The 12,246-nt window shown below is 69.0% G+C and carries 11 protein-coding genes; 3 read left to right on the plus strand and 8 right to left on the minus strand.

Annotated elements, in window-relative coordinates; all coding sequences use genetic code 11:
* Window positions 1-20: 20 nt before the first annotated feature.
* The 6 genes from AC5ZH6_RS03275 to AC5ZH6_RS03300 are packed head-to-tail and all read right to left on the minus strand — an operon-like array spanning window position 21 to window position 7,786.
* A complete protein-coding gene (locus tag AC5ZH6_RS03275; protein WP_006369466.1) occupies window positions 21-1,370 on the minus strand; it encodes a lysine N(6)-hydroxylase/L-ornithine N(5)-oxygenase family protein in 1,350 nt (449 codons plus the stop codon).
* Window positions 1,371-1,400: 30 nt separating this feature from the next.
* Window positions 1,401-3,050 carry an ABC transporter transmembrane domain-containing protein gene (locus tag AC5ZH6_RS03280; RefSeq protein ID WP_006369467.1) on the minus strand — a complete coding sequence of 550 codons (1,650 nt, stop codon included), beginning with the start codon at window positions 3,048-3,050 and terminating at the stop codon, window positions 1,401-1,403.
* On the minus strand, window positions 3,047-4,879 hold the full coding sequence (locus AC5ZH6_RS03285) for an ABC transporter ATP-binding protein (RefSeq protein WP_006369468.1): 1,833 nt from the start codon (window positions 4,877-4,879) through the stop codon (window positions 3,047-3,049). Before AC5ZH6_RS03285 ends, AC5ZH6_RS03280 begins: the two co-directional genes overlap by 4 nt.
* Window positions 4,876-5,724 carry an ABC transporter ATP-binding protein gene (locus AC5ZH6_RS03290; RefSeq protein WP_006369469.1) on the minus strand — a complete coding sequence of 283 codons (849 nt, stop codon included), beginning with the start codon at window positions 5,722-5,724 and terminating at the stop codon, window positions 4,876-4,878. Before AC5ZH6_RS03290 ends, AC5ZH6_RS03285 begins: the two co-directional genes overlap by 4 nt.
* The gene (locus tag AC5ZH6_RS03295; protein ID WP_006369470.1) at window positions 5,721-6,779 is read right to left on the minus strand and encodes a FecCD family ABC transporter permease; all 1,059 of its coding nucleotides are present in this window, start codon (window positions 6,777-6,779) and stop codon (window positions 5,721-5,723) included. The genes AC5ZH6_RS03290 and AC5ZH6_RS03295 overlap by 4 nt, the downstream gene beginning before the upstream one ends.
* Complete coding sequence (locus tag AC5ZH6_RS03300; protein WP_006369471.1) at window positions 6,776-7,786, minus strand: FecCD family ABC transporter permease; 1,011 nt, start codon at window positions 7,784-7,786, stop codon at window positions 6,776-6,778. The genes AC5ZH6_RS03295 and AC5ZH6_RS03300 overlap by 4 nt, the downstream gene beginning before the upstream one ends.
* A gap of 227 nt (window positions 7,787-8,013) precedes the next feature.
* Between AC5ZH6_RS03300 and fgd the strand changes: the two genes are divergently transcribed.
* Window positions 8,014-9,036 (plus strand): glucose-6-phosphate dehydrogenase (coenzyme-F420), encoded by a 1,023-nt coding sequence (fgd, locus tag AC5ZH6_RS03305; RefSeq protein WP_006369472.1) that lies wholly within the window; start codon window positions 8,014-8,016, stop codon window positions 9,034-9,036.
* Window positions 9,037-9,051: 15 nt separating this feature from the next.
* Here fgd and AC5ZH6_RS03310 read toward each other — a convergent pair whose 3' ends face one another.
* On the minus strand, window positions 9,052-10,005 hold the full coding sequence (locus tag AC5ZH6_RS03310) for a LysR family transcriptional regulator (RefSeq protein WP_244421131.1): 954 nt from the start codon (window positions 10,003-10,005) through the stop codon (window positions 9,052-9,054).
* Between the two features lie 75 nt (window positions 10,006-10,080).
* Here AC5ZH6_RS03310 and AC5ZH6_RS03315 point away from each other — a divergent pair, with 75 nt between their 5' ends.
* On the plus strand, window positions 10,081-11,076 hold the full coding sequence (locus AC5ZH6_RS03315) for a DMT family transporter (protein ID WP_006369474.1): 996 nt from the start codon (window positions 10,081-10,083) through the stop codon (window positions 11,074-11,076).
* Here the strand turns inward: AC5ZH6_RS03315 and AC5ZH6_RS03320 are convergent.
* Window positions 11,014-11,619 carry a GNAT family N-acetyltransferase gene (locus AC5ZH6_RS03320; protein ID WP_006369475.1) on the minus strand — a complete coding sequence of 202 codons (606 nt, stop codon included), beginning with the start codon at window positions 11,617-11,619 and terminating at the stop codon, window positions 11,014-11,016. The genes AC5ZH6_RS03315 and AC5ZH6_RS03320 overlap by 63 nt on opposite strands.
* Before the next feature lie 29 nt (window positions 11,620-11,648).
* Between AC5ZH6_RS03320 and AC5ZH6_RS03325 the strand changes: the two genes are divergently transcribed.
* Complete coding sequence (locus AC5ZH6_RS03325; RefSeq protein WP_014358677.1) at window positions 11,649-12,239, plus strand: TetR/AcrR family transcriptional regulator; 591 nt, start codon at window positions 11,649-11,651, stop codon at window positions 12,237-12,239.
* Window positions 12,240-12,246 lie beyond the last annotated feature (7 nt).

Consider the following 12,246-nt stretch of genomic DNA (forward strand, 5'->3'; position numbering starts at 1 on the left):
GTCGGGGTGGTGGGGTGAGGTCACATGCCCGAGTGGGAGCGATGCGGCCCACTCCGTCCCGACGCCGCCAACTCCGCTTCGGCCGGTTCCGGCTGGGCCAGTTCGGAAATGATGGCCGAGCGCAGTTCGCCGGCCCGGATGGCGATGTTGGAGAGCAGGGTGGCCCCGAGGCCGTGGGTGCCCTGGGTGGCCCCCTGGACGAAGAGTCCGGCGATGCGGGTGCCGTCGACCACCGCCTGATGGTCGCGGCCGACGACGCACGTGTCACCGATGGCACTGATGCCGTCGACCCCGGGTGAGGTGAATCCGGTGGCGCAGACGACGGCGTCGACGGTGACGGTGTCGCGGGTGCGATGAATGCGGTCGAACAACTCCACCTGCACGCGTCCCTGATCGGTGAGCGCGGCCCCGGTCACCGCGGTCGATCGTCGCAGGCGCAGACGGCTCTGGCCGGTCACCGATTCGCGGTAGTGGTGATCATGCAGGGTGGTGAGCAATTGCGGCTCGACACACGAGTAATTGGTGTAGCGGTGCCGGTTGAGCAGGTCGGCGCGGACATCCTCGGACGCGGCGTAGAAATCGTCCACCGCGGAGGGATCGAACACCTGGTTGGCGAAGGGGCTGTCGTCGGCGGGGGCGAAGCCGTAACCGTGGAATGTGGAGGTGACGCCTGCGCCTCGGGTGTAGAGAAAGTCGATGGCCTCGGCGGCCGATTGCCCACCGCCGACGACCAGGAACTCCGATCCGGCGATGTCGCTCGGCAGCGCGTCGAGATGGTCGAGGAAGCGGTGGTTGTGGAACACCCGGCCGCTCTCGGTCAGCTCGGGGCGATCAGCCCACTCCGGCAACCGTTCTCGTAGACCGAGTGCGACGACGACGGTACGCGTGAAGTACGTCTCGACCGATCCGTCGTCCAGCGTCGTCACCACGCGAAAGCGTGCTCCCGCCGAGGCGTCGTCGTCATGCGGATCGATCTGCTCGATCCCGATCACGTTGCGGCCGTAGCGGACATCGGCGGCGACGTTGTCGGCGGCCCAGGACAGGTAGTCGGCGAATTCGATCCTCTCGGGGGTGAAGGTCTGCCGGTTGATGAAGCCGGTCAGCCTGTCCTTCTCCACCAGATAGTTGACGAAGGTGAATCGGCTGCGTGGATTGCGTTGGGTGACAAGGTCCTTGAGGAAGGAGATCTGCATGTTGGTCCCGGGTAGGAGCATGCCGGGGTGCCAGCCGAACGTGTGGCGACGTTCGAGGAACACCGTGTCGAGCGGTGGAGAGTTCTGGTCTGCGTCGTCGTATTCGCTCATGGCGATCGCGAGCCCGAGGTTTCCCGGGCCGAACCCCACGCCCACCACGTCGCGAGTTGTGGTCATCGGCTTCACTATCACACACCTCTGATTTGGTTAGCCTAGCCTTTGTTTGTCCCCCAAAGATACGACATTGTCGGCCAACCGGAGAAACGCGGGACTCGCGGCGAGGACGAGAGTGGTCTTTCCCCGCCGGCGTCGGCGGACCGTGTCGGCGGTGATTGCCGAGGTCACCGCGTCGACCGCGGAGGTCGGGTCCACCAGCACCAGGATGTCCGGATTCGCATGCAGCGCACGGGCCAGTGCCACCCGCTGGCGTTGTCCGCCGGAGAGGTTGCCCCCGCGGTCGGCGACCGGATGATCGAGGAGCGCGGCGGCGTCGTCGACCAACTCGTCGAGACCCAACTCGGTGAGGATGTCCGCCGGCTCCGAACCGGGCTCGTAGTGCGTCCCGTCGGGGTGGACGACCGCGCCCAGGCGCCCGCCGAAGATCGCCGGGTGCCGCGCATCGGCGAGCACCACCCGCCGGAGGCCGGCCGCGTCGAGATCACCGATCTCGGTGCCGCGCACCGAGATCGACGGTGCCTCGGGGGGCGCGTCGGGACCCGCGGCAAGAGCGGTGGCCACCCGTGCTGCTTGGTCGGTGGTGCAGTCGACCGCCACCAGGGCGCCTGCGGTCACGGCGATCTCGGTGGTGTCCACCTGCACGAGGAGGTCGGGATGCGTACTCCGGTGGACCGTGCCCGACGGCGCCGGGGTGGTCACCGGGGCACCGCCTTCGCCGGTGCGCCCGGATCCCAGCAGTACCACCCGGCGGGCCGAACCCCGTGCCAGCGCGGCGAATCGAGGCATCCGGCTGAGCTGGCCGAGGGGTTCGGCGATGAATTGGCTGAGTCCGACCACCGCGACCAGATCGCCGATGGAGATGTCACCGGAGAATGCGCGGACGCCGGCCAGCGTGCCGACCACGCCGACGAGAAGGGCTGCGGCGCCGGCGGAGATGCCCTCGTACACGCCGGAGATCCGGGCCAGGCGTTCGGCATGGCTGCGCGTGGTGGCCGACAGTGTGCGGTAGCGGTCGTATGCCGGGCCGCGTCCGGCGAAGCCGCTCAGCGGCCGCAGTCCGCGCAACAGATCGGCCACCGCGCCGGTCGCCCGGGCGATGAGCTCCTGTTGCTCCTCGGTACGGTGGGTGACCTTGCGCGACAACAGGTTCAGTGCGGCCAGCAACAACACCGTACTGACCAGGGCGACGCTGCCCAGCAGCGGATCGATCACCGTCAGCACCACGGCACCGGCCAGCACGCCGACCGCCGAGGAGATGGTCACCGGGATCACCTCGATGATGTCGGAGGCCTGCGCGGTGTCCTCGGCGATCACCGTGACGTACTCGTCTCGCGACAATGGCGAATCGTTGTCGCGCGCGGTGATCACCTTGGCGGACAACATCGCCCGCAGGTGGCGCACGTGTCCGGCATTGGCCCGCTGCAGCCCGCGATAGGCGGTGCGCCACGACACCGACACACACGTGATGACCGCGCCGAGAGCCGCGATCGAGATCACCGGTGCCCACCAGCTACCCGAGGTCATCGCTCGATCGATGATGACGCCGAGGAGCACCGGCACCGCCGCCTCGGCGGCCTGGTACACGCACAGCAGTACCGAGCCCACCGCCACCGCGCCGCGATTGCGTCGGACGGCGTCGCGCAGCAGGGCCGCCGCGGCACGGTCGGGTGTCCGGCTCATCGGGCGCCGTCCTCTCGAGTCCCGTCGTGCTCGGTGGCGCTCGACCACACGCGCCACAGCGCGGCGTACCGGCCGTCGGCGTCGAGGAGTTCTCGGTGGGTGCCGTATTCCACCACCCGGCCGCCGTCGATGACGGCGACGGCATCGGCCGCCGCCGACTGGCTGAGGCGGTGGGCGACGATCAACGCGGTACGTCCGCGGGTGACGGCCGCCGCCGCGGCCTCGAGCCGCGCCGCGCCGCGCGAACCGGCCTCTGCGGTCGACTCGTCGAGAACCACCACCGGCGTGTCCCGCAACAGCAGCCGTGCCAGCGCGATCTGCTGGGCGCGCATCGGGTCGAGCGCGAGGCCGCCGGAGCCGATACGGGTGTCGAGGGCCTCGTCGAGTTCGCGGACCCAGTGATCGGCGCCCACCTCGGCCAGCGCCGACCACAACTGCTCGTCGTCGGCGTCCGGGCGTGCCAGACGCAGATCGTCGGCGAGGGTCCCGGCGAACACATGGGTCTCCTGCGTCGCCACGCTCGTGAACGCGCGGATCCGGTCCTCGCCGAGACCGGAGATCGGTACATCGTTGTAGCGGATCGCATCCGGTGGCGCGCCGATCGGGGTGAGCACCCCGGCGGTCAGCGAGGCGATGGTCGTCTTGCCGGCACCGGAGGCGCCGACCAGCGCGAGACTCGTGCCGGCCGGGATCGTCAGATCGACGTCGTCGACCGCCGGGGCGCCGCTTGCGTGATAGTGGTGGCGCAGCCCGCGCACCACGATCTCCACCGGCCCCGGCTCGGCGGGCGGCAGATGCGGCCGGGTTCCCGGAGCGAGGGTGTCGATCACCCCGACGACCCGGGTCATCGCCGCCCCCGACCGTTGAGCCTCGTCGAAGAAGGTCAGGATGGCGCCGATCGGATTGAAGAGCCGATGAAAGAGCAGGGTGGCCGCGGCCACCTGGCCGAGGCTGACGTCACCGGCGCGCAGCAGCAGCCATCCGACGACGATGATCAGTGAGAGACCGACGAATTCGGCACGGTTCTCGCGCGAGACGAACCGTTCGAGTACCCCGAACACCGAGACGGAGATGTCGCGTACCGAGCGGGCCGAGGAGTCGATCCGGTCGCGGGTGGCGGTCTCGAGACCATAGGCACGGACCGTCGTCAGCCCGTCGATACCTCCGACGAGGCGGTCGATGTGATCGGCCTCGGCGGTGCGGAGCTGGCGATACTTCGGTGAGGACCGGGGCAGATACCAGCGCATGGCCGCGACATAGGCCGGTGCGGCGCCCAGACCGGCCAGCGCCAACCGCCAGTCGAGGGAGAACAAGCCCGCCACCGAGACGACGATGAGCACCGACGAGCTGAAGATCGCGGGGATCGCGGTGCGCGAGCCCGCGACGAGAACCGCGATGTCGGCGCCGACCCGCGACAGCGCATCCCCGTGTCCGGCCCGTTCGATCCGGGTGACCGGCAGGCACAGCACCGCGGCCACCACCCGCTCGCGCATGGTGGCCAGCAGGCGTGCGATCAGGGTGGCGAGCAACGTTTCCGACAGTGCGGTGAACACGGCGGTCACCACCGCGGCGATCACCACCGCGATCGCGACGCCGACGAGGATTCCGCGGTCGTTGCCCGCCCGGACCGCGTCGACGATCGAGCCGAGCGCGAGCACCGCGACCAGCGAGGCACCTGCTCCGATGACCGAGGTGAGCACCACCCCGATACTCAGCGGCAGATGCCGACGCAGCTCGGCGCCGAGGTAGGCGAGCACCTCACGCGGCGTCGCGATCGGCAGCAGCGTGGATGCGTCGGGCTCGTGGTGCTCCGGCGACGGCTGCGTCATACGGCGCGGCCCCGTGATTCTGTGCGGCCTCCCGGCACGACGTCGGTACACCGCTCGCCGACGGGCACCACCAGCGGCCGCGACGACACCGGATCGGCGATGACGCGGCTACGCAGACCGAACACCTCCCAGAGCATTTCTTCGGTGATCACGTCCTGCGGTGCGCCCTGGGTGATCACCGCGCCGTCGCGCATCACCACCAACTCGTCGCTGTAGCGGCAGGCCAGCGCCAGATCGTGCAGCACCATCACCACCGTCCGCCGCTGTTCGGTGTGCAGGACGTCGATGAGGTCGAGGACCTCGAGGCTGCGGGACAGATCCAGGAAGGTGGTCGGCTCGTCGAGGAGCAGTGTGTCGGTCTGTTGCGCGAGCACCATTGCGATCCACACCCGCTGCCGCTGTCCGCCGGAGAGCGAATCGACGGTGCGGTCGGCGAGATCGGCCACGCCGGTCTGGGCGAGAGCCGCATGCACCACATCGCCGTCGCCCGCCGACCACTGGCGCAGCCAACTCTGGTGGGGATGGCGGCCGAGGGCGACGAGGTCGGCCACCAGGATTCCCTCCGGCGCGATCGGACTCTGCGGCAGCACCGCCATCGCGGTGGCGAGTTCCCGCGTGGACAGATCGCCGAGCGCCCGCCCGTTGATCTCCACCCGTCCCGACGAGATGGGGATCAGCCTCGAAAGTGCTTTGAGCAGTGTCGATTTGCCGCAGCCGTTGGGGCCGATGATGCAGGTCAGCCGTCCACGGGGGATGGTCAGGTCCAGGTCGGTGATCACCGGCGTGCCGCGGTAGCCGACGCTGATGCCGCGGGCGGCCAGTGCCTCGGTGGGGGGCGCACTCATACGGTCACCTTTCGATTCACGCGGATGAGGAGGACGAGCAGGAACGGCGCACCGAGAGCGGAGGTCACGATGCCGACCGGAGCCGATCCCAGGGCGTAACGCGCGAGGAGATCGGCGTAGAGAACGAGCGCGGCCGCGACCAGTGCGCTGCCGATCACCGGCGGGGTGGGGCTGCGGTAGAGGAGCCGGGCCAGTTGCGGTGCGGCCAGCGCGACGAAGGTGATGGGGCCGGCCGCGGCGACCGTCGCCGCGGTCATCACCACAGCCGGGATCCACAGCAACAACAGGGTGGTGCGGATCGGTACACCGAGCGCGCGGGAGACGGCGTCGCCGAGATGGGTGACCCGAAAATCGAACGCCGCCAACGCGATCAACGACATCCCGACACCGATGGTGATCCACAGCGGGACGACCTGTCCCCAGGTACGGGCCTCCAGTGAGCCGGTCAGCCACGACACGACGTCGGCGGCCTGCGCCAGACGCGACTGCACCAGCATCAGCGAGATGACGGCGGTGGCCAGGGCATTGACCCCCACCCCGATGAGCACCAACCGCATCGATTCCAGGCCGCCCCGGTAGGCCAGCGCGGTGATGACGACGGACACCAGGATGCCGCCGAGGAACGCGGCCCCGAGTGTTCCGATGGTGACCCCGCCGATCACCAGGCCCGCGGGCAGTAGCACGAGCATGGTGACGGCGGCCGCCGAGGCGCCCATCGAGACGCCCAGCAAATCGGGGCTGGCCAACGGATTCCGGGCCAGTGACTGGGTGATCGCACCAGCCGCACCGAGCGCCACACCCACGCCGAGGCCGACCAGCACCCGCGGCATGCGCCAGTCGAGCACGGTCACCCGGTCGATGCGGTCGCCGCCGCCGACCACGACCTGCGCCACGTCGGCCAGCGGGATGAAATAGGGGCCCGACGCCAACTCGACGAGGGCGGCGATGACCACGATCGCCGCCAGCAGCAGCGTCAGCAGCACGCCTCGACGCTTGATACGCATGCGCGGTACCGGCCAGACGAGTTCGTCGGGGCGGGGGAGGGTGGCCGTCATGTCTGCACCATCCGGCGGCGACGCACCAGATAGATGTAGACCGGCACGCCGATGAACGCGAGGATCACCCCGACCTGGACCTCGGCGGGACGCATGACCACCCGGCCGATGACGTCGGCGACGAGCATCAACGCGGCGCCCGCGGGCATACACGCCACGAGTAGCCAGCGATGGTCGGGGCCGGTGAAATGCCGCACGATATGCGGGACCACCAGCCCGAGGAAGGCGATCGGTCCGGCTGCCGCGGTGCCCGCGGCGGCCAGCAGGGTCAGGGCGAGAAAGCATGCGCCGCGGATCATCCCGACCCGGACGCCGAGCGCGGTGGCCAGTTCCGGACCTGCGGCGAGCACGTTGAGCGACGGGCCGCATGCCAGGGCCACCACCACGCCGACGATCATCAGTGGCGCGACACCGGCGAGGATGCCGAGGTCGCGTTCCACCAGCGAGCCGGCACTCCAGAAGCGGTACTGGTTGAGGCTGGCCTGATCGTGCAGGATCACCGCTGTCGTCCCGGCGATGAAGAACGCCGAGCACGCCGCACCGGCGAGGATCAGTGACAGCGGGTTGGCGCCCCCGCCGCCGAGCGAGGCCACCCCGAAGACCAGTGCAGCGGCGATGATCGCGCCGGCGACGGCGAACCACACGTAGGCCGACACGCTCTGCAGGCCGAAGAGGAAGACCGCGAGCACGGAGAAGAATGCGGCGCCGCCGGAGATGCCGAGGACACCCGGGTCGCCGAGCGGATTGCCGGTCAGGCCCTGCACGAGCGCCCCGGACAGGGCTATCGCCGCACCGACCGCGATGGCCATCAGGGTGCGGGGAATTCGCTGATCCCACACGATGATCCCGATGTCGCCGCCATGGCCCCGACCCGCGGTCAGGGCGTCGATCACCTGGGCCGGATCGGTCCAGCGCGTGCCGATCCACAACGACAGCACCGCACCCACCAGCATCAGCACGACCGCGACCGACACGGTGAGCACGCGGCGTCGGGTTGCGGTCGTCATCGACGGGGATACTGTCGCCGTTGCCGTCATCGTCACCACCTCTCCCCGGATGCACCAGGTGCCGCGTTCGTCCGATCCGCAGCGAGTCTATATGGAGCCTTACCTAAGTCCCTGGCCGCCGGTGGCGGAGGCTGCACTGACAGACGATCGATTCCATGAGTAGGTTGGAGCCCGGAGTGATCGTTCGGTTCGGTAGCCGCCGATGTGGCCGGCAGTGAGGTGGAGGCATGGCACAGGAACTCAAGCTCGGTCTGAAGGCGTCGGCGGAGCAGTTCGATCCCCGCGAGTTGGTGGAGATCGCGGTCGCCGCCGAGGAACACGGGATGGATTCGGTCGCGGTGAGCGACCACTTCCAGCCGTGGCGCCACAACGGCGGGCACGCGCCGTTCTCGCTGGCGTGGATGGCCGCGGTCGGCGAACGCACCAAGCGGGTGCAGATCGGTACCTCGGTGATGACGCCGACGTTCCGTTACAACCCGGCGGTGATCGCCCAGGCGTTCGCGTCGATGGGGTGTATGTACCCGGGCCGCATCATGCTCGGCGTGGGCACCGGTGAGGCGCTCAACGAGTACGCGACGGGTTTCCAGGGGGAGTGGCCGGAGTTCAAGGAACGCTTCGCTCGACTGCGCGAGGCCATCGCCCTGATGCGTCAACTGTGGACCGGTGACCAGGTCGACTTCGACGGCGACTATTACCACACCCAGGGCGCGTACATGTATGACGTTCCCGAACAACCGATTCCGGTGTACGTGGCGGCCGGCGGCCCAGTCGTCGCGCGGTATGCCGGTCGGGCCGGCGACGGGTTCATCTGCACCTCCGGCAAGGGTGCCGAACTCTATACCGAGAAACTGATCCCGGCGGTCAAGGAGGGCGCGGAGAAGGCCGACCGCGACTTCACCACGATCGACCGGATGATCGAGATCAAGATCTCCTACGATCCCGATCCGCAACTGGCGCTGGAGAACTGCCGATTCTGGGCCCCGCTGTCGCTGACCGCGGAACAGAAGCACAGCGTCAACTCGTCGACGGAGATGGAGCGGTTGGCCGACGAACTGCCGATCGAGCAGGTAGCCAAGCGCTGGATCGTCGCCTCCGACCCCGACGAGGCCGTCGAGAAGGTCAAGTTCTACACCGACGCCGGCCTCAACCACCTGGTGTTCCACGCGCCCGGCCACGATCAGCGGCGGTTCCTGGCGAACTTCGAGAAGGATCTCGCGCCGCGATTGCGCAAACTGACTGTCGTGGACTAGGTTTCGTCGTCCGCGTCAGACTTCGGTGGGCGCCAATGACGACGGCTCCACCATCCCGTGCGTGCGCCGCACCTGCTCGTAGAGCAGGTTGATGACGCGCTGGGCCACCGGATTCTGCCGAGCCCGGTGATGGCGGCGCAACGCCAGTGCTCGCCGCGGGGTGGGTTCGGCGATCGCGACGGTGCGCACGCCCGCAGGAAGGTCGATCACCGCCAGTGCCGGCACCACGGTCAGCCCGACACCGGCGGCGACGAAGCGCATGGCGGTGCCGTAGTCGTGGGTCTCGACACGGAAGTTCGGGGTGAAACCTGCTGCGGTACAAGCTCTCAGCAAGCCCTCGCGACACGGTCCGCGTGCCACGTCGTTGTCGATCCAGGCGTCGTCGGCGAGTTCGCGCAGCGTCACCTGGTCGCGACCGGCGTACGCCGAGCCTTCGCCGACGACCACCAAATAGTCCTCGGTCACCAGAGGTACGGAGTCGAAGCCGGGAACCGGGGTGACGATCGGTGCTCGGCTCAGGGCGCTCTCCGGGCTCTCCACATAGATCTCGATGTCGGGTGCGCTCGCCTCGGGATCGGCCAGCTCGATCAGCCGCAGATCGAGTCGGGTGTCCGGGAACTCGCGGCCGATGGTGGCGATGATCTCCGGCATCCATGCCGCGCCCGCGGAGGCGAAGTAGGCCACGCGCAGGGTGCCGGCGTTGCCGTGTCGCAGATCGGCGACCAGGCCGTCGAGGCGCGAGAGGCCGTCGAAGACCACCGAGGACTCGGCGGCCAGCGTCGTGCCGGCATCGGTCGGGACGATTCCGCGCCCCACCCGCTCGATCAGCGCGAGTCCGGTCTCGCGCTGCAGCCCGGCGATGTGCTGACTGACCGCGGACGGGGTGTAACCGAGCGCCGCGGCGGCGCCGCCGATCGACCCCTCGGCGACCACGGCGCGGAAGATGCGGAGGCGGTGGGGATCGATCATGATCACGACCATACAGTCACACTGATGGGTCAGTGTAGAAATATGAAATTGTGCTGAAGTCTCCGATGGTCGACCATGGAGAACATGACCTTCGGATCGCGCACTCTGAATCTCCCGGCACTGGCCGCGCTGACCACGGTCACGCTGTGGGCGCTGTCGTTCATCGCGATCCGTTCGGCCGGGCACGCCTTCTCGCCCGGCGTGCTCGCGGTGGGACGCCTGGCCGTCGCGGTGGTCGCCCTCGCGGTGATCGTTGCCATCGCCGGCATGAAGGCGCGACGAGGGGTTCGCCGCTCGGCGTTCCGACCGCCGCGCGGTCGGGCGCTCGTGCTCGTGCTGGCCTACGGGGTGGCCTGGTTCGGCGTCTACAGTGTGGTGCTCAACTGGGCCGAACGCCACATCGACGCCGGAACCGCCTCGTTGCTGGTCAACTTCGCCCCGATCCTCGTCGCGGTCTTCGCGGGACTCTTTCTCGGCGAAGGGTTCTCGACCCAACTGAGCGTCGGGATCGCGATCGCCTTCGCCGGCGTCGTGCTCATCACGTTCGGCGGCGGGGGAGCGCACGCCGACTGGCTCGGCGTCGGGCTGGGTCTGCTCGCCGCGGTCCTCTACGCCACCGGCGTGCTGTTGCAGAAGGTCGCGCTGGCCACCGTCGACGCCCTGACCGCAACCTTCTGGGGCGCGGTCGCCGGCCTTGTCGTCACCCTGCCGTTCGTGCCCGCCGCGATCGGTGAGGTCGCCTCGGCCTCGGCCGCCGACCTCGCCTGGATGGTGTTCCTCGGCGTCGGGCCCACCGCGATCGCCTTCACCACCTGGGCGTACGCCCTCTCGCGCACCGACGCCGGCGCGATGGCCGCGACCACCCTCGTCGTTCCGGCCCTGGTCATCGTCCTGTCGTGGCTGCTGCTCTCGGAGATCCCGACACCACTGCGCATCGTCGGCGGGGTGCTGTGCCTGCTCGGGGTGGCGCTGACCCGCGGCCTCATCAAGATCCCCGGCGGTCGGCGATCAGTCGTCGGTGGGCGCCCGATCGTCGAGCGTGAGCTGGAGGAATGCGAGGTCAAGCCATGACCCGAACTTCGTCCCGACCTCGGTGAGCAACCCCACCCGGGAGAAACCGAGCCGCTCGTGCAGCCGGATCGATCCGGTGTTGGCGGCGTCGATACCCGCGACGATCACATGCACCCGATTCTCGCGGGCCCGGGTGATCAGTGCATCCATCAGCAGGCTGCCGATTCCGCGCCCCTGCTGTCCCTCGCGGACGTAGACCGAGTGCTCCACGGTGTGGCGGTAGCCGTCGTGCGGGCGGTACGGACCGTAGGTCGCGTAGCCCAGGACATGTGCTGCCGGATCATCGGCGGAGTCCGCGACATCATCCTCCACTGCGACCAGCACGGGGAAACCGGCGGCCTGCCGCCCGGCGAGCCACTCGCGGCGGTTGTCGGCGTCGACGAGCTGATCGTTCCAGATCGCGGTGGTGTGCTCGACGGCGTGGTTGTAGATGACGGTGATGCCGTCGACGTCGCCGGATTCGGCGTCGCGGATGTGCATGGCAGCCCCCGATGGTCGGTAGGTGTGGACGAGCCGATTCTCACCGACGCGGGCGCTCCACATCGACGCGGGGTCTTCGATAAGTTCTTCAGGTGGACCGCGATCGGATGGTGGAGGTGGGAGTCGGGCTCGTGTCGCGTTTCGGCGCGAAGACACTGAGTCTGACCTCGGTGGCCCGGCACGCCGGGGTGGCGCGGGCGACCGCCTACCGCATGTTCGGTGGCCGTGACGCGCTGGTCGCCGCGATCGTCGACCGAGAGGTCGCCCAGCTGCGCGTGCAGTTGCGCGAGTGGGCGGCGACCGAACCCGATGCCGCCGGCAAGGTGCGCGCCCAGATCCGACACGTGCTGCCCTACATCCGCGAGCACGAGGCCTTGCAGTACGTGCTGCGCCACGAACCCGAGGAGATCGTGCGGGCGTTGATCAGCACCACCGACTCCGAGGGGCCTTCCCTGGTCGCACGGATCGTCGACGAGGCCCTACCCGACATGGCGCCGGAGATCGGTCAGCACCTGGTGCCCGACGCCCGTGGGGCAGCCGAATTCCTGGTGCGCATGATCTATTCGGTGATGCTCGTGCCCGACAGTTCGTTGTCCGACGAGCAGATCGCCGACCTGGTGGTGCGCGCGATCGTCAGTGATGCGCCCGACGATGCGCGGCCCACCGATCGGCCGGCCGACTGAGGCCGAG

The organism is Gordonia sp. YC-XJ4 (assembly GCF_059511865.1).

Bases quoted from the DNA above. Each gene is read 5' to 3' on its own strand.
- AC5ZH6_RS03275 (WP_006369466.1), bottom strand. From the start codon at position 1,370: ATGACCACAACTCGCGACGTGGTGGGCGTGGGGTTCGGCCCGGGAAAC.
- AC5ZH6_RS03280 (WP_006369467.1), bottom strand. From the start codon at position 3,050: ATGAGCCGGACACCCGACCGTGCCGCGGCGGCCCTGCTGCGCGACGCC.
- AC5ZH6_RS03285 (WP_006369468.1), bottom strand. From the start codon at position 4,879: ATGACGCAGCCGTCGCCGGAGCACCACGAGCCCGACGCATCCACGCTG.
- AC5ZH6_RS03290 (WP_006369469.1), bottom strand. From the start codon at position 5,724: ATGAGTGCGCCCCCCACCGAGGCACTGGCCGCCCGCGGCATCAGCGTC.
- AC5ZH6_RS03295 (WP_006369470.1), bottom strand. From the start codon at position 6,779: ATGACGGCCACCCTCCCCCGCCCCGACGAACTCGTCTGGCCGGTACCG.
- AC5ZH6_RS03300 (WP_006369471.1), bottom strand. From the start codon at position 7,786: ATGACGACCGCAACCCGACGCCGCGTGCTCACCGTGTCGGTCGCGGTC.
- fgd (WP_006369472.1), top strand. From the start codon at position 8,014: ATGGCACAGGAACTCAAGCTCGGTCTGAAGGCGTCGGCGGAGCAGTTC.
- AC5ZH6_RS03310 (WP_244421131.1), bottom strand. From the start codon at position 10,005: ATGATCGATCCCCACCGCCTCCGCATCTTCCGCGCCGTGGTCGCCGAG.
- AC5ZH6_RS03315 (WP_006369474.1), top strand. From the start codon at position 10,081: ATGGAGAACATGACCTTCGGATCGCGCACTCTGAATCTCCCGGCACTG.
- AC5ZH6_RS03320 (WP_006369475.1), bottom strand. From the start codon at position 11,619: ATGTGGAGCGCCCGCGTCGGTGAGAATCGGCTCGTCCACACCTACCGA.